Origin of the sequence: Microcoleus sp. AT3-D2, from assembly GCF_036705715.1 — a bacterium.
Taxonomy (GTDB): Bacteria; Cyanobacteriota; Cyanobacteriia; order Cyanobacteriales; family Microcoleaceae; genus Microcoleus.
The window spans coordinates 68,452-88,628 of sequence record NZ_JAUBVE010000006.1 but is presented as its reverse complement, the minus strand read 5'-3'; the positions used below and the strand labels follow the sequence as shown (position 1 = coordinate 88,628).

The following is a 20,177-nucleotide window of genomic DNA, read 5'->3' as shown; positions in this document are numbered from 1 at the left end:
TTATGACTTCAGAAATTAAAGCAAATGGTACAATTCTTATAGTTGATGACAATTCAGCTAACTTGGGTGTCTTATCTGATGCCTTAAGCCAAGAAGGATTTGAAGTTCGGGTTGCGAAATCTGGAAAGATGGCACTAGAGCGAGTCAAATATGCTCTCCCAGATCTAATCTTGCTAGATGTCATGATGCCAGAAATTGATGGATTTGAAACCTGTCGTCGATTACAGGCTAATCCAGAAACTAAACAGATTCCCATTATATTTATGACTGCGCTCTCGGATACGGCTAATAAAGTTGAGGGGTTTAAGCTTGGGGCTGTAGATTATATTACCAAACCCTTCCAACAGGAGGAAGTATTAGCTCGCGTCAAGCTGCATTTAAAGCTTCATGTTCTAGCTGACAAATTAGAAGAAAAAAATACCTTATTGGAGGAAAAAATATTAGAAGTCAGCCAAGCATATGATGATTTACAACAAATGCAACTTAAGTTAATCCAAAGCGAGAAAATGTCCGGCTTAGGGCAAATGGCGGCTGGGATTGCTCATGAAATAAATAACCCTATAAATTTCATATCTGGCAATCTGGGTTATGCCCAAGAGTACGCTCATAACTTACTAAAAATTATACACCTCTATCAAGAAGATTATGTAAATCCTACCCCTCGGATTCAAGCAGCAATGGATGAAGTAGAACTAGAATTTGTGGAGGAAGATTTTATCAAAGTTCTTAACTCAATCAACTTAGGAACGCAGCGCATCCAAGAGATTGTCAAGTCTATGCGAATCTTTTCTCGCCTAGATGAGGCAGACGTGAAAGCTGTAAATATTCATGAAGGAATTGATAGTACACTCACCATCCTGCATCATCGTTTAAAAGCAAGACCAGAGCATCCTGAGATTGAACTAATAAAAAAGTACGGTCAGCTTCCACCAGTAGAATGCCATGCCGGACAATTAAATCAAGTGTTCATGAATATTATTTCCAATGCCATTGATGCTTTAGAGGAATCGAATCAGCAGCGTTCCTTTGCAGAAATTAAACAACACAAGAACCGCATTCAAATTGCTACAAAAATAATTGACGAGAATTGGGTGGCTATTTATATTAGTGACAATGGTCGGGGAGTTTGCGAAACTTTACAACAGAAAGTATTTGACCCTTTTTTTACCACCAAACCTATCGGTAAAGGAACTGGGTTGGGGTTATCTATCAGTTACCAAATTATTGTGGAAAAGCATGGGGGCAAATTATACTGCCAGCCTGGATTAGGAAAGGGAATAGAATTCGTCATTGAAATTCCTATTCGGCAGCAAGCTTGTAAAGCTGCTTAATTTCCTGGTACAATGTCTCTTACGAACTTTTGTTAATTTCTCGCTGATAGCGGGGACGGCAAGGTGTTCCCGTGCAAACAAAGCTAGCTGGCATATTTTTAAAGACGCTGCTGCGAGCTCCGATTAAAGCGTTAGCACCGATTTCTACACCAGGGCCAATGAAGCAGTCGGCGGCAATCCAAACGCCGTTATTAATGATCACAGGTGCTGTGATTAAGCGAAAGGCTGGGTCTTGGGGGTCGTGAGTGCCGGTGCATAGGTAGCTTTTTTGAGAAATGACGCAGTGTTTGCCGATCGCAATTCGATCCAGACTGTACAATACAACATCATCTCCGATCCAACTATAGTCGCCGATTGCAATTTTCCAAGGATAGGTAAAACGAGCCGTGGGGCGAATGATCACACCACAACCTATTTTCGCTCCAAATAACCGCAGCAAGCCGCTTCTGATGCCGTTAAAAGGGTGTGGAGTCAGGGGAAATACGATCGCCTGGATGAACCACCAAAGCAAAATTAGCCAATTGGGCTTTCCTCGATCGAACTTTGATTGGTTGTACAGCCGCAAATCAACTAAAGATTCGCCTGTCAAAGTATTTGCGTGATTGTGGCTAATTGGACGATCGTTTATTTGAGAATTTGGGGAATTTGCGATCGGATTTTCCGGATCTTGGTGCGGAGTTGGTATATAATCGGTCATTGATAGTTAATTTAATGTTTAATTTAAAATCGAGTTTAACCTTAAGGACTGCTGCATGACATTTCTAGTTAGGGACAATTTTGACTCGGAAAATGCCAAGGATATCGCACAATGCGAGAATACAAATCCCAGAATTGGCAAAGTGCGACTTTTACAAACAGCATTGGTACTGCTTAGCAGCTTTTTTGTAGCAGAGTTAATCGCCGCACTTAATTCTCATAGTTTGTCCCTATTAGCAGATGCGGGTCACGTTTTTTCAGATGTAGCAGCTTTAGCAATAACTTTGACAGCGACTTGGTACTCCTCAGTCAAACGCAAAAGTAAATCCGTAGATTGTACGATCGCACAATCGTCAATCCCTGAACGAGGAGAAATCATTGCTGCTTTAATTAATAGTATCAGTTTAGTGGCGATCGCCCTGTGGATTGCCGCAGAGTCGATCGGCCGCTTGCAGTCCCCAACTCCCGAAGTAGAAGGGCTCCCGATGTTAATTACCGCCATAGTCGGTTTAAGCATCAACTCGATTAATGCTTGTTGCTTGCATTCCTGCTGTCACGGCGACTTAAATCTTAAAAGTGCCTTTCTGCACGCAGTCGCCGACATATTTTCGTCCGTTGGAGTAATTTTAGCGGCGATCGCCGTTGCGTGGCTACACTGGAATTGGGCTGACGGCTTGATTAGCTTGCTGGTATCAGCATCAATAATTTTATTAACCCTACCATTGCTAATAGAAAGCATCCAATTGCTGCGAGGAAAAGTATCAGAAATATCCGCAATTCAACAAGGTTGCGATTGCGAAAAAGTGAGCGCAGAAAAATTGCTGTTCCCATCCCTAGAAGAACTTATTAAATGAAAATCTCTCAAACCATTCGGTATGGGCTGGCTTTCCTAATTCCCAACTACCAATTCCTAATTCCCAATTCCCTCATGCCTCCAAAATATTATGGCAATTTCACTTCTGTCTCCTGACCAATAACTACTGGCGGCGACAGAGGCGGCTCAGGTTCGGCCACATTCAACTGACCGCCACAACAACGCAATTCATAAAGTTTTGCATTAATTTGATACTCATATTGACTCAATAACCTTGCATAAATATAGCCAGCTTTTCCATCCAAAAAGCCGAGCTGAATGAAGTAAAATAAAATAAATCTGAGCATTGGTTTAAAAGGCAGCCGCACCCAAACTTTTTTAAGAAAGCGTTTCCGCTGCACTGCATCTCCAAATAAGTGAGCGCCAATAGTACCGCTGTCATCGCGCCCTTCAATAATATTGTAATAAACACGAGCTTCCCAATTAGAATAGCGATTGTGCCGTTCTATCCAGTGAAATAAATCGCGGTAATCCTCGTGGATCATGTCATTTTTTAAGTAGCCGACTTGACCAGCTAAAATGACGTGTTCGTGAACTTCGTTGTCGCCAGTATTGGGGACGGATTCAGTGCCGAGGTTTTCGTAACGTCCTTTTTGATGCTTGAACAAACGCAAATTCCAGTCGGGATATCGGCCGCCGTAACGCAGCCATTGGCCTAAAAAGAAGACTTTGCGGTTGAGGTAGTAGCCGTCAAAATTGGGGTCTTCGATCGCCTGCGCGATTTCGTCCCAAAGTTCCGGCGGAATGCGCTCGTCGCAATCGACAATTAATACCCATTCGTTGCGAAAGGGCAGATTGTCCAAAGACCAATTTTTCTTTTTCGGCCAGCGGTTGTCGAAGTAGAATTGCACTACTTTTGCGCCGGTGCTGATGGCAATTTCTACCGTGCGATCGCTACTTTGGGAATCAACCATGAAAACTTCATCCGCCCTGGCAATGCTGGCCAGACACGCAGGTAGATTAAGTTCTTCGTCTTTTGCCGGAATGAGAACTGAAACCGGAATCTTGGATGAACTAGATGTCATAATCGAGTGCTTGAACCTGAATGCGGTCGAGTTTTGGTGGATGAAGTGCGATCGGCACAGCCGCGCCAACGAGTTGAGCAGCGAGGGATATTGCCTATAGCCTAATACCTAGTGGTCGATTTCGGTGCAAAAATCAGGCCGCGGACTGCTGCGCTCAAATAACCGATTTGACCCCAGGCAAAAACGAAATTTTCAAAGCGCAGCCCTGGATCTCTAATATATTTAAAAGACTTCCAGACACCCCTCAAGATTCTTTCACCCCCTCGCCCAAGCTGAGCAATACCGGCTCGATCGGACAATTGTTCGCGATAACACTCGCTGATGCCTTGCCACCACCCGCGCTCTAGAAACCAAGCTTTGTGGAGCCTTTCTGTCGCGACATTGTGCAGCACCAGGGCATCCGGTAGATAAACTACTTGCCAACCTAACTCTAAAGCTAATTCTGTGGCCCGCAACTCTTCATTTGACAGCAACTTTTTGCCGACTCTACCGAGTTTGGCATCGAAGCCGCCAATTTGTTCGAGAAAAGCGCGCCGGATTGAGTAGTTTACACCCCTGGGAGTCAAACCTGCAGCAGTTACGTACAGGCAAGTATCGCCTAAATCGTATGATCCCAAGTTCTGGGCCAACCCCGGTGACAGCCATTCGGGCGGGCTGACTCCCGAAGGCCAGAGCAAATTGACTTTGCCACCAGCTACGGCGAGTTTTGGATTGCTTTGATAAGCCGCGTGCAGCACCCTGAGCCAATTCGGCTCAGCAATAGCGTCGTCGTCGAGATAAGCTAATATTTCGCTGCGAGCTTGCTTAGCGCCTGTGTTCCGGGCTACTGACAGACCGATTTCGGGTTCCCACACGTACTTGAGGCGCCGATCGCCCTGTCTTGCTTCTACCACCTCGCGGGTGCGCGAAGTCGAACTTTCGGGGCTTGCATAATCGCTAGAAGCGTTATCCACTACTACTACTTCAAAGTTGTCGGGAAAATCCTGTACCAGCAAGCTGTCGATCGCCCCACCTAAATAGGCGGCGCGATTGTGGGTGCAAATAATCGCTGATATCTGAGGATGATCTGGCATAAATAACAGCTTGGGAAATACGGGGGTTCTCGATCGACTTACTCTGATATTGTCTCATCAATGCTATTATCGCTTAAAAAGCATTTGGTAGTTGGCAGTCTAAATGATAATTGGTAATGGGTAATTGGTAATTGGTAATTGGTAATGGATAATTGTGTTTAATCCTTTGTATCTGACTAATGACTGCTGACTAATAACTAATGACTAACTCAGAACCCACCACATCGAGACAATTAATCTTAGTAACTGGGCCCGCCCGGAGTGGCAAAAGTGAATGGGCCGAAACTCTGGCGGCGGGTTCGGGAAAACAAGTAATCTATGTGGCTACCGGTCAGGTTGATGAAACGGATTTGGAGTGGCTTCGTCGCCTCGATCAGCACCGAAATCGCCGCCCAGTTGATTGGGCAACTCTAGAAGTGCCGATCGAATTATCGGCCGTTGTGCGGGCCAGCAAGCCGTCGGATTGTTTGTTGATTGATTCCCTGGGAACTTGGACGGCAAATCTTTTGGAACAAGAAGCTGCTGTTTGGGCTACTACGCAGCAAGATTTGCTCGCCTGTTTGAAGTCGGCGGCGGCTGATGTAATTTTGGTAGGGGAAGAAACCGGATGGGGCGTTGTGCCTGCTTATCCGGCGGGGCGGCTGTTTCGCGATCGCCTCGGCACTCTCGTGCGCCACATCGGGGCGATCGCCGATACTGTTTATCTCGCCACCGGAGGTTACGCCTTGAATCTAAGCGCTTTGGGTACGCCGCTGCCGCCCTTGAAAAATTAACAGCCGGAGTCGCGATCGACAAGAGAGAAAACATCTCGGTTTCCCGAACGACAATTTTAACTAAAAATCAGGTATAATTTTAACTAAGATTGAAAACTCAAGAGTCACAGAAATTAGTCAAAAAACATACTCCCCAGGGCAAATAGCACAACAATTTGACATGAGGAATAGCCAAATTTTGAAATAATGTAAAATATAAAATGTCTCTTGAGAAAGAGTGCTAATTTCAAATTGAAAGTCTAAAATCATCAATTAGTTGAAGGGTTGACTAAAAGTTATGGCATCAGATAGTGAAGTAAGAAAATATATTGCTTACTGGTTTCAGTTAGGCAAAAAAGTATTAATTCGCAACGGTTCCGAAGCGCTGCTGCCCAAATCGGTAAATGCCGGCGATCGCTACAGCCAGGAATTTGAAGACTGCTGGCAAAAAATCATCTCCTGCGACAGCGGAGACTGTTACCTCGAAGGCACAAACGAAACAATTGCCCAACTGCTGACACCAGCTTGGGAAATCAGTGGCTGCGCGCGCTGCGCTATGCCCGTAGTGTTCAAACAAACCGGAATGCCCCCGGAGTTCTGTCCCTGTAACGACTTACCGAACTGGCCCGATACCGAAATGCCCCAACCTCGATCGCCAGTCAGCAGCCAATCGCAACTATCCGGGCTTCGCGATCGACTCAAAAGATCCAGCGGCGAGTAACTATATAAGAAGGAAGAAGGGTCTTTTTCCTTAAATTGTTACAATATATTTACAATGCTTCACACTAGGTCTGATTTATGAATGTCAAGACAGTATCGCCAGCCTCCCCGCAAACATATGTAAATTCAGGGACTCAGGCTGTACTCGGCAATCTCCAAGATGCAAATACAATTCCCCTGCAAGCAGTACCAGTATCACTAGAGGCGGATGTCGTAACGGACGATCGGCTCAAATCAGCCAGAGATATAGCTTTCGAGTTGGCCGGAGATGCTGTTCGGTACGATCCAGTGGCGATCGCAGCCCTGTACCGAAATCGACCTCTACAAGTCTGGGGAAGGCTGTCGAGCGTTGTTTGGACATTTTTTAGCTTTGCCTTCAGTGTGTGGTTCGACGGCAAAACAGGTCGTACCGCCACCAACCAAAAGCGTCGCGCCGTCCGACTGCGAGAAATTCTGGCCCAACTCGGCCCAGCTTTCATCAAAATCGGACAAGCACTCTCAACACGGCCCGACTTAGTACCGCCAGTATATTTAGAAGAACTAACAACGCTGCAAGACCAATTGCCAGCATTTCCGAACGAAGTAGCCTATCAATTCATCCAAGAAGAATTGGGCGCCCACCCCAAAGACATCTACGCAGAAATCACCCCAGATCCGATCGCAGCAGCATCTCTCGGACAAGTCTACAAAGGCAAACTCAAAACCGGGGAAACAGTCGCAATCAAAGTGCAGCGACCAGGTTTAGCCGAGAACATCGGTTTAGATATCTACATCCTGCGGCGCGTTGCAGTTTGGGCACAAAACAACTTCAAAATAATTCGCAGTGACCTCGCAAGCATTATGGACGAGTTGGGCGAGCGCATTTACGAAGAAATGGACTACACCCACGAAGGTCAAAATGCCGAACGGTTTGCCCAACTCTACGGTCACATCAAAGACATTTATGTTCCCAGCATCTACTGGGAATATACCCGCCGCCGCGTCTTAACAATGGAGTGGATCACCGGCATCAAACTTACGAATTTAGAGGCCGTTAAAGCTCAAGGAATAGATGCTCCTTACTTAATTGAAGTGGGGGTGCAGTGCTCTCTCAGACAACTTCTAGAACATGGTTTCTTTCACGCCGACCCGCATCCCGGCAATCTTTTGGCAACTCCTGATGGTCAGTTAGCTTATCTCGATTTCGGGATGATGAGCGAAGTTAAACCTTATCAGCGGTACGGCTTGTTGGAAGCTGTGGTGCATTTGGTGAACCGCGACTTTGAAGGTTTGGCAAAAGATTATGTCAAGTTAGAGTTTTTAACACCAGACACCGATTTGACGCCAATTATTCCGGCCTTAGCTAGCGTATTTAACAATGCTTTGGGTGCTAGCGTTGCCGAACTAAATTTCAAAAGCATTACTGACGAACTTTCGGCGGTGATGTACGAATATCCTTTCCGAGTTCCAGCTTACTATGCTTTGATTATTCGATCGCTCGTTACGTTAGAAGGGATTGCCATTAATGTCGATCCAGAATTCAAAGTGTTGAGCAAAGCTTATCCTTACGTAGCCAAACGGCTGTTGAGCGACCCCGCACCGGAATTGAGAGCATCCCTGCAAGATTTGCTGTTCAAACAAGGCGAATTCCGCTGGAACCGCTTAGAAAACTTGCTCAACAATGCCCGCGAGAGCGAGGATTATGATGTCAGCAAACTCTTGAACCAAGCTTTAGAATATTTATTTTCCCAAAGAGGAGATTTTATTCGCGATCGTATTGTCCTGGAATTAGTCAAAAGTCTTGACACACTTTCCAGCAATGCTGTTGCTAACGCCAAAGCAGTCGTGGGCGAATGGTTTGGAGTCAAGGCAAATCAACCTGTGGTTTCACCAACTGAACAAAAAAACTTAGAACACATCAAGCGGATTTGGGATATTTTGCAATCAACTCCCGGTTTTGACACGATGAAAGTATTGCAGCTTCTTCCGCAGTTGTTGGTGAAACCGGAAGTGCAGAATATGGGGCAGAAAGTAGTCGGCGGTTTAGCTCAAAGAGCAGTTGCTAGGGTTATTCGCGAGTTTTTGCTTTCGCAGGAACCGGAGGCGATTCCCGTGAATGGAAGCTATGCTAAAACTTCGCCTCAGTTGTCTTTGCCTGCGGCGAAGTAGTTCGATAGGGAGGTTTTTTGACCGCAGATATTAGCAGATAAACACAGATGAACGCAGATGAAATTTCGTCTGCGTTCATCATATTAAGCTGCTGCTTTAGCTGCTGGTAAAGGTTGAATTTCTTCGGGCTTGGCGTGACGGCGGGGGTCATCAAAACCCCAAGCAAATAGCCAATCTGGGTCAGCGTTACCGCACCCGATTGAATATATTTGGCTGTGTTTGAAATGCTTGAAAAACTCCTGACACTTTTCATCGGTCATTAGCGATTCTTCTAGCGGTAAGTCGTGAATTAGGGCGTATAAATCAAATTCGTTTCGCTCTGGATTCCATTGATATCGCAATTCAGGAGTGTAACCAAGTTCTAGCAGTTTTGTCAATGCTTCATCAGGGTTTTTATAGTTGTCTAAGTGAACGCGGTTGAGGGAAACAACTACTTGTACATAGTGGTACTTTGCTGGTGTTAATCGATATTCGGTCATCGGTTTTTCCTTTTTTTCTCGTCACAGGTGTAGTAGGTTCTTCCGGTTGCATCGGGGTGTCTTGTTGCTTCGCGGTTTTGCTGTTCGCATCGCTTAGCAGCTTCTGCGTCACTCCGAGCATAAAATGGTCTGTCCGGGTATTCAGCGAGTTCGGCTTCCAAGTCTTCCCAAGATTTTTCTGGGTTGTCTGCGTCTCTCAACATTTGTCCCTCGCTTAATGTCTCCTCAGTCTTGAACGTTTTGCCCCGCTTTAGTTTTAGGCTCTGGCGGGGTTTCTGCTGTCTCTAGCCATTGCTTCATCAGTAAACCGATGACTTCGCTCATTGGCTTTTCTTGAGCTGTGCAAGCTAGTTTGAATCGTAGCTTTAGCCTTTTATCTACGTAAACGCTTAGTTCAGCCATTTCAGGTGGAATTTTTTTAGCCATGTCTCTCATACGCGCATACCTGTATTCTCGCATCTGGCGAGGGGGCGGTTTACTACGTGGTGATATTACTACGTATTGCGCGGTTGCGCGATATACGTTATCCTACCAACATAGCCAAAAAACGGCAACCCCACCGCATTAAGAAATGTTGTTGCCGGAACCGCCGAACCAGTCATCGCTACGGGATTGTTCCAGCAATATGCCGCTGCCTGCTTCGTGGCCATCCTCTTGACAAAAGTAGAGACAGCTAGCTCATAAAATCTTTATGTTGACTAAAACTTCAAAAGTAGATAAAATTTCTATAGTAGATGTTTTTACTTGCTGCGTAAGCCTTATAGCTTTTTCAAATGCAGGATCAGAGTCGCTTCCTTCGATCAAAACGGCTACGCGCTGCCCTATGGTATGCCGCCAATGGCAAGTGCCAGCATTGCAGATGTGATTTGCCTTCAGACTGGCACGCAGACCACATTGAGCGATGGGCAGAAACTCAGAGGACCAATGTCCACGAAATGCAGGCATTATGCCCCAAATGTCATCATCAAAAAACTGCTGAGGAGAACAGAAACATGACAGATGCAATCCAATTAGACCTTTTTTCTTCACAATCTCCTAAAGAACCTCTTAATTTAAGAAGACATCAAGATGAATTTTTACAAATCTGTAAACGCATAAAGGCAGGCGAACAAATTAAAAAAATTCTCATGCTTGTTACGCCTGGAGGCGGTAAGAGTCTTATCCCAGTAATTGCTGCTGCCAACTTAATTCCCAATCGTAATTCGGGCAACAGCTTTCATGGAACCATAGCTGATGCAATCTGTTGGGTTGTTCCCAGACTCAATCTCCAAAAGCAAGCAGAAGAGAATTTTGAAGATGGGTATTTCAAAAATATGCTAGGGCATCAGCATAGAATTATGGCAAATAACAATGAGCCTAATCCATGCAAGGGGATGAATGGTTATGTAGCGACATACCAGGCTATTATAGCAAATCCCGATCTTCATGCTCAAGAACTTCGACGCCAGCGCTATATTCTAGTGGTGGATGAGTTTCATCATGTTGAGGAAGATGGAGCATGGCATGGAGCGTTACAGCCATTGGTAGATAATGCTGTATTAGTCATCTTAGTAACAGGAACCGGTGAGCGTGGAGATCGGCAGCCAATTGCTTTTATGCCCTATAAAACAACTCCTAGCGGTCTTATTCCCGATCTATCAAGTAGTAAAGGTACTGTAGTTATTGAATATACGCGAGGACAAGCACTCAGAGAGGGGGCTATTGTTCCTCTCCATTTTGAATGGGGTGATGGACAGGCTGAATGGATAGACGAAAAAGGGCAGAAAAATTCAGTGGAAAGCCTAGCAGAGGCTGGAGACTATAGGGGCATAGCACTTCGCACAGCGCTTAGTACCGGATACGCCGAGCAGTTACTCAGAAAGTGTGTTGATAATTGGAAGTCACATAAAAAAGATAACCATAGAGCTAAGCTATTGGTACTCGCGCCATCAATAGCAACAGCTAATCAATATTTGGAGTGGCTGCAAAAGTTAGGAATAAAAGCTTTAAAAGCCACAAGTGATGAATCGAAAGAAGCGCAAACAGCAATTAAAAGATTTAAGAAACACTACAATTACGGCGAGGCAAAAGCAGTTGATGCTTTAGTAACAGTGGCAATGGCCTATGAAGGGCTTGACGTTCCGGCAATTACCCATGTTGCCTGTTTAACTAATATCAGAAGTAAGCCTTGGCTGGAACAATCATGGGCAAGGGCTGCGAGAGTCGATCGAGAAGCTGGAGTTTTGAAAAAAACAGGATTGATTTATCTTCCAGATGACAAATTAGCCGTGGATTGCGTACAAAAAATCATGGCGGAACAAGCTCCAATTCTGAGGGAAAGAGAATTAAATAAACGTGAAAATGGCGGTGGCAATGGGGATAATGATGCTAAAAACAAAGAACTGGGATATAATAGTATTATCGCATTAAATTCAAGCTTGACACGCTCAAGAGCATCTGATTCAAGTAACGGGGAAACTGTTGATTATGCTGAAACCGCTATACTTCAATCAACCGCACAGGAGTTTGGAATTAGTGGCAGCACTATAAATCTGAAACGTTTTATGGAGTCGTATAATACACGGCGAATTAGCACTGAAGTTTATGCAGACTCATCAGACAAAGAATCGTTAACCCCAAGTGAAGAGCTGTCCATTATACGAGAGAAAATTGAAAATTATGTCCGTTACTATACAGTCAAGAATCGTATGGAGTTCAAAACCATTAATGGGGAAATTGTCAAAGAATTTGGCAAGTCACGCACAGCAATGGCACTTGAAGAATTGAGGCGGGTGTGGGCATGGCTACAAAGCAAATATCCAATGAACGATTGAAAACTCACATAGAAACTCTCGGCAATGCAGGCGAACTCAATGCACCTCCTGGATCGCGCCCTTGGGCGATCGCTGTAAGGCTGGAACTGCAATCAGCCTTACATGATGCTGCATTCAATGCTCAACAATTGAAAGCATGGCGCGATTTGATGAAGCAATTCTCTGGCTATCATCAGCTTGTTGATGAGTGTGGAAAGCCATTCAAGACTTATGAGGAACTCTGCAAGGCTAAACCACCATTTGGTTTGGGTTACGAGCCGTCAGATATTGACAAAATCATTCAGGAATTAGCATCACCTAATGCAAAGACGTTTGAGCCTGAAGAAGATCGAGTTCAAGAGCAGGGAAGTCCGTCAAAATATTTGCCAAAATTTTCTAAGCTGGTTCAATCTTGTCCAGACCAGCCTATAAATGCAGTTAAGATTCAAGGAGTATTGCGGACTTGTTTAAGTAACGCACACATTTTGAGGCAATTGTGGCTAGACTTGGGATGGATTGAACGATTATCAGGTAATAAACGTGGTGATTACCAAATCACGGATCGGGGGCGGAAACTGGTCAAAGATTGGTTGGAAAAAGTGCCATCTAGTAGTCTAAATGGAAGCTTATTTATAACCATACCTCGTCATAACCCGAAGAAAGCTGGAGATGCGCTAATTAAAGCTTTGGACTCCGAGCAACTCAAAGAACTTTACAGTCGAATCGGAGAATTTCTTGCGGTTGAAAACAACCCATAATAAAAACCCAGTTTCTTGAAGAAACCGGGTTTTTAATGTATTCGATCGCCCTCAACCAAACCTACAATTACTACAAGGTCGAAATGCCAGTCAAATCGCTATTTGCTAGTGGATTGCTGGGACTTGCAGCCGGAGTAATTAAGAGGCTGTTGTCATTGGCAGAAGTATTAGCAATTGGGGAAATCGCACTATTAACAGTCGTGCCGTTCAAAGGAATAATTGGCTGAGTTTGAGCGCTGGTTAGAGAGCCCAACAAGCTGTTAGTGTCGTAGATGAGGATGTCATCATCAGTTTCACTAAAGGTCATCATGGTGGGAATTGCACCGCCATTCAACAAGATATCGTCGGGGATACTATTGGCAGAAGTTACTGTCAAATTATCTGGATTAGTCGCTGTTGGTAATGGTTGCAAGGTGATATTTGCTGGTGCAGTAGTCGTGCTGTTTGGCTGACTAATTGATGCAGTAGTCGTGCTGTTTGGCTGACTAATTGATGCAGTTGTGTTTGATAAGCCAGCGGTAGAACTGTTATCAATCAACTCATCATCCTCACTATCAACAGGTTCGCCAGTTAAGGAATCGACAGGCGAGGGAGTATTGAAAACTCCAGGCAGCGGGGCTCCGGGGGTGATGGAAATAAACCGAGAACTGTCGATCGCACTAAATTGAGTATCTTTCACCCAAGCTAAATGTTCGCCGGTGCCTGCGATGCTAATCAAAGCATCGTTAGTATAATTTTCACCGCCTTGAACGATTTGCAATTGGTCAAAGGTGAGGTCTTGTGTTAGTCCGAAGTAATCGCGATCGACCTGGAAGTAAACAATGTTATCAAGTCCCGAACTTGGTGCTAGCACAAAGATGTCGGAACTGCTGCCTCCAATCAGCGTATCTAAGCCGTTGCCGCCCTTGAGTAGGTTGTTGCCTTCACCGCCGTAAACGCTGTCATCGCCGTCGTTACCGTTCAGGCTGTCATTGCCACTGTCACCATTTAAGAAGTCGTTGCCATTACCGCCATCGAGGGTGTCATTGCTGCTGCCGCCATCAAGACTGTCATCGCCTTCGTTACCCAACAGGTTGTCGCTGCCAGCTTCCCCGGTTAGCAAATCGTTGCCACAACCGCCGTCAAGGGTGTCCTTACCGGCACCTCCCAGCATGGTGTCGTCGTCGCATTCACCGAACATTAAGTCGTCGCCGTTACCACCGCCCATCCAGTCGTTGCCACCACCACCTGTGAGGGTGTCGTCGCCGGAATCGCCTGTGAGGGTGTCATCGCCGGAGTCGCCGAAAACCATGTCGTTACTGGCGCCGCCGTCCATCAAGTCGGTTTCATCGCCACCGTAGAGGGTGTCTTCCCCGACTTCGCCTAACATCGTGTCTTGCCCTTGACTGCCAAACATCAAGTCGTTGCCGGCACCTCCGAAGAGTTTGTCATCGTCGATGCTGCCGTCAATTTTGTCGTTGCCGGCACCGCCTAATAATTGGTCGTTGCCGGTACCGCCGAACAGTTGGTCGTTGTCCGCGCCGCCGTCGATGGTGTCGTAGCCGGAACCGCCGTCGATTTTGTCTTCGCCTGCTTCTCCAAAAATCAGGTCGTCGTCTTCGTCGCCCCAAATGTTGTCGTTGCCGGCGTTGGCGTTGATGAAGTCGTTGCCGGCTTGGGCCCAAATGTTGTCGTTGCCATCGCCGCCGAGAATCGAGTCTGCGCCGGAACCGCCGTCTATGTTGTCGCTGCCGGTTTGTCCGAGGAGGGTGTCGGCTGCATCTCCGCCGTAGATTTGGTCGTTGCCGCGGCCGCCATCAATGAAATCTTGGTCTTCTCTGCCGTAGAGTTCGTCGTCGCCGTCGTTGCCGAATAGGCGGTCATTTCCGGTACCGCTATCGAGGAAGTCGTTGTCGTCGTTGCCTTCGAGGCTGTCGTTGCCGGATTGACCGAAAATTCGATCGCGCCCTTCGCCACCACTTAGAGTATCGTTGTTAGCGCCGCCGTCGATGTAGTCGTCGCCGCTGTTGCCGTCGGCGATGTCGTTGCCGTCATTTCCGTAAATGCGATCGCGCCCTGCGCCCCCACTTAAGCTATCATCGTCTCCGCCACCTTCTAAGTAGTCGTCGCCAATGTTACCGGAGAGGGTATCTTTGCCGATTTGACCAAAAAGTTGATCGGCCCCTTCGCCACCATCGAGGCTGTCATTGCCCGATTCACCCCACAGTTGGTCGTCTCCAGTTTGTCCTAACAGCGTATCGTCGTTATCTCCACCCCAAAGTTGGTCGTTATCGGCATTGCCTTCTAAAAAGTCGTTGCCTTGGCGGCCGTATAATTTGTCACGGCCGTCATTGCCGGAGAGAGTATCGTTTTCGGTGCCGCCATCTACGAAATCGTCGCCTGTTCCGCCAGCTAGGGTATCATCGCCACCTTCCCCGTAGAGACTGTCATTATCTTCGCCGCCGTCGAGTTGGTCGTTGCCGAAACCGCCGAACAGGTTATCGCTGCCGGATTCTCCCAGCAAGTTGTCAGCGTCGTCTCCTCCCCAAAGAGTGTCGCTATCGTCGCCACCGAGGAGGGTGTCGAGGCCGGATTGACCGTAAATTCGATCGCGCCCTTGATTACCCTGAAGCAAATCATTGCCGGAACCGCCATCAACAATGTCATTGCCACGGTTGCCGATAACCGTATCATCACCGACTTGTCCGAACAGACTGTCGTTATTATCACCACCGTCCAGAATGTCGTTACCGTCGCCACCTTCGAGGGTATCGTTTTCAGTACCACCATTGAGAGTATCGTTGCCGAGTTCCCCAAAAAGTCGGTCTTTTCCTGAGTTGCCTTCCAGGATGTCATCGCCACTGAAGCCGTACAGAGTGTCGTTGTCAGCTTGACCGAGAAGGGTATCGTTACCGTCGCCTGCTAAGAGTGAGTCATCGCCGAAACCACCTTCTAATAAATCGTTGCCAGCTTCGCCGAAGAGGGTATCTTTGCCGTCGCCGCCGTAGAGGGAATCGTTGCCTTCGCCCGCATCGAGGATGTCATCGCCGTTTTCGCCGTAGAGGTAGTCGTCCCCAGCTTGGGCTGATAAAGTGTCATCGTCTTCACCACCCCAGAGATAGTCGTTGCCAATTCCGGCATCGAGAATGTCTTTGCCGTCACCGCCATAAAGGGAATCGTTACCTTCGCCAGCATCAAGGATGTCATCGCCGTTTTCCCCAAACAGGTAGTCATCGCCAGCTTGGGCGGATAAAGTGTCGTCGCCTTGACCACCCCAGAGATAGTCGTTGCCAATTCCGGCATCAAGAATGTCTTTGCCGTCTCCACCGTAAAGAGAATCGTTGCCTTCGCCAGCATCGAGGATGTCATCGCCGTTTTCCCCAAACAGGTAGTCATCGCCAGCTTGGGCGGATAAAGTGTCGTCGTCTTCACCACCCCAGAGATAGTCATTACCTTCGCCAGCATCGAGAATGTCTTTGCCGTCGCCGCCGTAGAGGGAATCGTTACCTTCGCCAGCATCGAGGATGTCATCGCCGTTTTCCCCAAACAAATAGTCATCGCCAGCTTGGGCGGATAAAGTGTCGTCGCCTTGACCACCCCAGAGATAGTCGTTGTCAATTCCGGCATCGAGAATGTCTTTGCCGTCGCCACCGTAGAGGGAATCGTTGCCTTCTGCTGCATCGAGGGTGTCGTCGCCAGCTTCGCCGTAGAGGTTGTCGTCGCCTTCTTTGCCGAGGAGGATGTCGGCATCGCCGCCGCCGTAAAGTTGGTCGTTGCCGAGGCCGGCATTTAGGGTGTCTTTGCCGGTACCGCCGTAGAGATAGTCGTTGCCTGTTCCGGCGTCTAGGGTGTCGTCGCCTGCATCGCCTGCGAGAGTGTCGTTGCCGGCTTCGCCAATGAGGGTGTCTTGGTCGTCGCCGCCGTAGATGTTGTCGTCGCCGGTGCCACCGTAGATTAGGTCGGTGTCTCCTTCTCCGTAGAGTTTGTCGTTTTCGCCTTCGCCGTAGATGGTGTCTTTGTCTTCGCCGCCGTACACAAAGTCGTCGCCAGCGCCGCCGTAGAGTAAGTCTTTGCCTGTTTCGCCAAAAATTGTGTCGTTGCCGTAACCAGCGTCTCCGGCAACGGTGTCGTCATCGCTACCGGCGTAGATTAAGTCGTCGGCATCACCACCTCGGATGTAGTCTTGACCGGCTTCGCCGTATAGGGTGTCTCGGTCTTGATTGCCGTAGATGCTGTCGCCGCCTTCGCCGCCGTAGATTAAGTCGTTGCCGAATTCGCCGTAGAGTTTGTCGTGGCCACCGAGTCCGTAAATGCGATCGTTCCCAGCATCGCCAGTGATAACGTTAACGGTATCGTCGCCGGTAATATTATCGTCATGCCGAGAACCGGCGACGTTTTCAATGCCAGTAATTTTGTCTTGGCCTTTCCAACCGTCGGTAGCATCGCCTGTTTGTAAATTCACAGTAACGCCGTTCGGGTCGCGGCGGTAGCTGAGAATGTCGATACCTTCTCCGCCATAAAATGAGTCATTGCCGGCATTGCCAATTAATAAATCGTTGCCTTCTAATGCCCAAATTCGGTTATCTTTTTCGTTGCCAATTAGGATGTCTTCAAAGCGAGTACCGATGATGTCTTCTAAGTTTCTCAAAGCATCGGTAGTGCCAAAACCGTCTTTACCCGTACCAGCGGCAATTTCAAAATCCCGTTCTAGTTCGGTGTAATATTCGCTGGGATTAACTGCGGTGACGAATTCTTTGAAGCGTTGGTTGGTGTTGTTGTCGTAGTCGCTATTTTCGTCAATATTAACGATAACGCCACTGGGAGAATTGATGTAATTAACGAGATCGACTCCTTCTCCTCCATCAATTAAGTCATCGCCGATTTCTCCGATTAACGAGTCATTGCCAGTACCGCCAAATAATTCATCGTTGCCAGCGTTGCCGTTGAGAGTGTCATCGCCGGCTTGGCCTAGAAGTACGTCGTCATCGAAGCCGCCAAACAGGGTATCTTTGCCGTCACCACCATCGATGTAGTCTTGGCCTTGACTGCCGAAAAGATTGTCTTCCCCTGCTTGTCCGTAAATATCATCGTCGTCGGCCCCCCCATCAATGATGTCTTGGCCGTCGCCACCTTCGAGCCAGTCATTATTTTCGTTGCCTTGGATGACATCGTTGCTGGCTTGTCCGTAAATTCTGTCATCTCCGGTATTGCCGAACAGCAAATCTTGGCCGTTGCCACCATCGATGAAATCGTCGTCGGCGTTGCCTTCTACCGTGTCGCTGCCGTCTTGTCCGTAGAGGATGTCGTTGCCTTCATTGCCTTGGATGAAGTCGCGGCCGCTGCCACCTTCGGCGTAGTCTTCGCCCGTGTTGCCTTGGATGATGTCGTTGCCGGATTGGCCGTAGAGTTTGTCATCGCCGCTGCCACCGATGAGGACATCGTTGTCGCTACCGCCGTCTAGGATGTCGTCGCCGTCTTCACCGAAAAGTTGGTCGTTGCCAGCTTCGCCGTAGAGTAAGTCGGCATTTAACCCACCGTAAAGTTGGTCTTGATCATCGCCACCGTATAAAGTGTCGTTTCCGGCTTCTCCTTGTAACAAATCATCGCCTTGTTCGCCTCGCAAGTCGTCATTTCCAGTGCCGCCATTGAGGGTATCTTTGCCAGTTCCGCCGTAAAGAGAATCATTGTTTTCTTCTCCTTTTAAGTCATCGTCTCCTTCTTCGCCGTAAACTTTGTCTTCACCTTGGCCGCCGTACAAGGAATCATTTTCGGTGCCGCCGTAGAGAGAGTCGTTGCCATTTTCTCCTCGGAGGTCATCGGCACCTTGTTCGCCGCGCAGTTCGTCTTCACCATCGCCACCGTAGAGGAAGTCGTTATCTTGGCCGCCGTAAAGAGAGTCGTTGCCGTTTTCTCCTCTTAAATCGTCGCTGCCTTCATCACCTCGAAGGTCATCATTGTCATCGCCGCCGTAAGCTTTGTCATTACCAGTGCCACCGTAGAATGTATCGTCTCCTTTTTGTGCCCAAAAAAGGTCGTTTCCACCTTGGCCGTAGAAGATATCGCTGTAGTCACCGCCGGTCATTTCATCAGCAAAATTTGAGCCGCTGATGATTTCGATATTTCCAAGAGTGTCTACAGTTTTTTCGCCTTTTACAACAAAGCCATCTTCAACTTTGTAAACATCTTGACCAGCAACTTTATCAGCCCAAACTTTAATGCCAATTGGACTGCCGGAGTAACTAGCAGTATCAGTTCCTCCTTTTCCACCATCTAAAAAGTCGAAGCCCGAATCGCCTGTTAAATTGTCACTGTTACCTGTCCCTTGTAAAACATCGTTGCGTAAGCCTCCTTGAATGTCTCCATTTCCTTTGATCCAGTCATCATTTTCTGTGCCGGGGCGCATTAATGTATCTTTACTAGGGAAATAGTACCCTTTGGGATGCAAGTCGTAGAAGAACTCTTTGAGACTGTCGTTAAGATCGTCCCGTTGTACATAATTGTTGAAATCATGTTGACCTATATTCCCTTGAACAATCCCTTGCAACATCTGAAAGATATTTGAAACTTTCGTCAACAAATCGTCTGAATTAAATTGCAGCTTGGCTACAGGATCTAAGGGATTGAAAAGATTCTTGCCGTAAATATCAACTACTTGTTTTGCTTGAAAGTAACTCGTTGGAGAGCCAAATGCTAAAGTTCTAACGCGAGATGGATCGATCTGAGAGCCGATCTCAATTAAACCATCTTCCAGAAAAAAGTTGCCTTGAGAGTAACCTATCAAAATCAAAGAATTATTAGAATCTGGCAGATTCAGCCAATCACTAGCTTTTGTTGTCCATTCACCATTTAAAGCTTGACTTTTATCTGGGTTCTTATACCAGTATTGAGCTAATGACTCTTTAAAATCATCAGGCAAAGTCCCAATTATACCATCATAAACAGCATCCCAAGGTGGCGGAATAAAATTTGTAAGGAACAAAGCTGCTTCACTTAAAAACTCACCGCTACTTAAGGCCTGGACTGGATTTTCAAAAAACAACTTTATCAAATCTAAAGTATCTGCAAACGCACCTAAACTTCCTTCAGGCTCTCCAGTAACAATACTTTGAAACAGGTTTCCAAAAACCTCATCTATCATATTTTTTAAATTTTGACTTGATATGTTTTGGAAAAACTGAAACATTGAAGTGAGTGAAATCTGCCCTGCTATCTGATCGAGAAATACTGATGTAGCTGCTTCAAAAAGTCCTTTGGCAAGCTGTATGACAACCGTTTCAACAAGGTTGCCAGTATAATCAGACTCATTGTAATAAGGGGTGTACAGAAGTGAACCTTTGTACCCTCCTGTAATAATTTCATTGCCTTTTAAATTGAAAAGTTCGTCAAGCTTATCTCTTTGAGTGTTAAAATCTGCTGGCGGTGTGAACATTCCATTGATATAAACAACTTGACTGTTTCCACCTTCTTCAATTAGTTGATTGTAAACTTCTTCAAATTCAAAATTAGGAGTAGCCATGATTTTTGTCCTCGCGTGGTAGATACAATGTGTT

The 20,177-nt window shown here is 46.8% G+C and carries 15 protein-coding genes and 1 pseudogene; 9 read left to right on the top strand and 7 right to left on the bottom strand.

The annotated features are described in order from the left end of the window. Nucleotides 1–2 precede the first annotated feature (2 nt). The gene (locus tag QUB44_RS04555) at nt 3–1,331 is read left to right on the top strand and encodes a response regulator (protein ID WP_333363685.1); all 1,329 of its coding nucleotides are present in this window, start codon (nt 3–5) and stop codon (nt 1,329–1,331) included. A gap of 19 nt (nt 1,332–1,350) precedes the next feature. Here QUB44_RS04555 and hpsU read toward each other — a convergent pair whose 3' ends face one another. Then, complete coding sequence (gene hpsU / locus QUB44_RS04550) at nt 1,351–2,028, bottom strand: hormogonium polysaccharide biosynthesis acetyltransferase HpsU (RefSeq protein ID WP_333363682.1); 678 nt, start codon at nt 2,026–2,028, stop codon at nt 1,351–1,353. Between the two features lie 55 nt (nt 2,029–2,083). Between hpsU and QUB44_RS04545 the strand changes: the two genes are divergently transcribed. Continuing rightward, on the top strand, nt 2,084–2,881 hold the full coding sequence (locus QUB44_RS04545; RefSeq protein WP_333363676.1) for a cation diffusion facilitator family transporter: 798 nt from the start codon (nt 2,084–2,086) through the stop codon (nt 2,879–2,881). A gap of 88 nt (nt 2,882–2,969) precedes the next feature. Here the strand turns inward: QUB44_RS04545 and QUB44_RS04540 are convergent, their stop codons facing one another. Beyond that, a complete protein-coding gene (locus QUB44_RS04540; RefSeq protein ID WP_333363803.1) occupies nt 2,970–3,887 on the bottom strand; it encodes a glycosyltransferase family 2 protein in 918 nt (305 codons plus the stop codon). On the opposite strand from QUB44_RS04540, the gene QUB44_RS04535 reads away from it, so the two are divergent. Then, the gene (locus QUB44_RS04535) at nt 3,814–4,026 is read left to right on the top strand and encodes a hypothetical protein (RefSeq protein WP_333094623.1); all 213 of its coding nucleotides are present in this window, start codon (nt 3,814–3,816) and stop codon (nt 4,024–4,026) included. The two genes, QUB44_RS04540 and QUB44_RS04535, sit on opposite strands and share 74 nt — an antisense overlap. Nucleotide 4,027: 1 nt before the next feature. On the opposite strand, the gene QUB44_RS04530 is transcribed toward QUB44_RS04535, so the two are convergent. Then, the gene (locus QUB44_RS04530; protein WP_333363673.1) at nt 4,028–4,999 is read right to left on the bottom strand and encodes a glycosyltransferase; all 972 of its coding nucleotides are present in this window, start codon (nt 4,997–4,999) and stop codon (nt 4,028–4,030) included. A gap of 200 nt (nt 5,000–5,199) precedes the next feature. Here QUB44_RS04530 and cobU point away from each other — a divergent pair, with 200 nt between their 5' ends. From cobU to QUB44_RS04515, 3 genes are all read left to right on the top strand, one after another. Then, entirely contained in the window at nt 5,200–5,772 is a 573-nt protein-coding gene (cobU, locus tag QUB44_RS04525) for a bifunctional adenosylcobinamide kinase/adenosylcobinamide-phosphate guanylyltransferase (RefSeq protein WP_333363670.1), read from the top strand. Between the two features lie 277 nt (nt 5,773–6,049). Beyond that, nucleotides 6,050–6,472: a hypothetical protein gene (locus QUB44_RS04520; protein WP_333363666.1), complete on the top strand. Its 423-nt coding sequence runs from the start codon at nt 6,050–6,052 to the stop codon at nt 6,470–6,472. Nucleotides 6,473–6,549: 77 nt separating this feature from the next. After that, a complete protein-coding gene (locus tag QUB44_RS04515) occupies nt 6,550–8,619 on the top strand; it encodes an AarF/ABC1/UbiB kinase family protein (RefSeq protein WP_333363663.1) in 2,070 nt (689 codons plus the stop codon). 83 nt (nt 8,620–8,702) lie between these two features. Here the strand turns inward: QUB44_RS04515 and QUB44_RS04510 are convergent, their stop codons facing one another. Genes QUB44_RS04510 through QUB44_RS04500 form a run of 3 tightly spaced genes read right to left on the bottom strand, consistent with a single transcriptional unit; the run spans nt 8,703 to nt 9,500 of the window. Next, nucleotides 8,703–9,098: a hypothetical protein gene (locus tag QUB44_RS04510; protein WP_333363659.1), complete on the bottom strand. Its 396-nt coding sequence runs from the start codon at nt 9,096–9,098 to the stop codon at nt 8,703–8,705. Beyond that, nucleotides 9,095–9,301 carry a hypothetical protein gene (locus QUB44_RS04505; protein ID WP_333341503.1) on the bottom strand — a complete coding sequence of 69 codons (207 nt, stop codon included), beginning with the start codon at nt 9,299–9,301 and terminating at the stop codon, nt 9,095–9,097. The genes QUB44_RS04510 and QUB44_RS04505 overlap by 4 nt, the downstream gene beginning before the upstream one ends. 22 nt (nt 9,302–9,323) lie before the next feature. Continuing rightward, nucleotides 9,324–9,500 (bottom strand): hypothetical protein, encoded by a 177-nt coding sequence (locus tag QUB44_RS04500; protein WP_333363655.1) that lies wholly within the window; start codon nt 9,498–9,500, stop codon nt 9,324–9,326. Between the two features lie 371 nt (nt 9,501–9,871). On the opposite strand from QUB44_RS04500, the pseudogene QUB44_RS31080 reads away from it, so the two are divergent. The 3 genes and pseudogenes from QUB44_RS31080 to QUB44_RS04490 all read left to right on the top strand — a co-directional run. Further along, nucleotides 9,872–10,063, top strand: a pseudogene (locus QUB44_RS31080) (HNH endonuclease); the annotation flags it as partial. Between the two features lie 27 nt (nt 10,064–10,090). Further along, a complete protein-coding gene (locus QUB44_RS04495; protein ID WP_333363652.1) occupies nt 10,091–11,911 on the top strand; it encodes a DEAD/DEAH box helicase family protein in 1,821 nt (606 codons plus the stop codon). Continuing rightward, nucleotides 11,878–12,648: a hypothetical protein gene (locus tag QUB44_RS04490; protein WP_333363649.1), complete on the top strand. Its 771-nt coding sequence runs from the start codon at nt 11,878–11,880 to the stop codon at nt 12,646–12,648. The genes QUB44_RS04495 and QUB44_RS04490 overlap by 34 nt, the downstream gene beginning before the upstream one ends. A gap of 70 nt (nt 12,649–12,718) precedes the next feature. Here the strand turns inward: QUB44_RS04490 and QUB44_RS04485 are convergent, their stop codons facing one another. Next, on the bottom strand, nt 12,719–20,143 hold the full coding sequence (locus QUB44_RS04485) for a hypothetical protein (RefSeq protein WP_333363646.1): 7,425 nt from the start codon (nt 20,141–20,143) through the stop codon (nt 12,719–12,721). Nucleotides 20,144–20,177 lie beyond the last annotated feature (34 nt).

Coding starts and splice junctions, on each gene's coding strand:
- QUB44_RS04555 (WP_333363685.1), top strand. CDS start 3: ATGACTTCAGAAATTAAAGCAAATGGTACAATTCTTATAGTTGATGAC.
- hpsU (WP_333363682.1), bottom strand. CDS start 2,028: ATGACCGATTATATACCAACTCCGCACCAAGATCCGGAAAATCCGATC.
- QUB44_RS04545 (WP_333363676.1), top strand. CDS start 2,084: ATGACATTTCTAGTTAGGGACAATTTTGACTCGGAAAATGCCAAGGAT.
- QUB44_RS04535 (WP_333094623.1), top strand. CDS start 3,814: ATGAAAACTTCATCCGCCCTGGCAATGCTGGCCAGACACGCAGGTAGA.
- QUB44_RS04530 (WP_333363673.1), bottom strand. CDS start 4,999: ATGCCAGATCATCCTCAGATATCAGCGATTATTTGCACCCACAATCGC.
- cobU (WP_333363670.1), top strand. CDS start 5,200: ATGACTAACTCAGAACCCACCACATCGAGACAATTAATCTTAGTAACT.
- QUB44_RS04520 (WP_333363666.1), top strand. CDS start 6,050: ATGGCATCAGATAGTGAAGTAAGAAAATATATTGCTTACTGGTTTCAG.
- QUB44_RS04515 (WP_333363663.1), top strand. CDS start 6,550: ATGAATGTCAAGACAGTATCGCCAGCCTCCCCGCAAACATATGTAAAT.
- QUB44_RS04510 (WP_333363659.1), bottom strand. CDS start 9,098: ATGACCGAATATCGATTAACACCAGCAAAGTACCACTATGTACAAGTA.
- QUB44_RS04505 (WP_333341503.1), bottom strand. CDS start 9,301: ATGTTGAGAGACGCAGACAACCCAGAAAAATCTTGGGAAGACTTGGAA.
- QUB44_RS04500 (WP_333363655.1), bottom strand. CDS start 9,500: ATGGCTGAACTAAGCGTTTACGTAGATAAAAGGCTAAAGCTACGATTC.
- QUB44_RS04495 (WP_333363652.1), top strand. CDS start 10,091: ATGACAGATGCAATCCAATTAGACCTTTTTTCTTCACAATCTCCTAAA.
- QUB44_RS04490 (WP_333363649.1), top strand. CDS start 11,878: ATGGCTACAAAGCAAATATCCAATGAACGATTGAAAACTCACATAGAA.
- QUB44_RS04485 (WP_333363646.1), bottom strand. CDS start 20,143: ATGGCTACTCCTAATTTTGAATTTGAAGAAGTTTACAATCAACTAATT.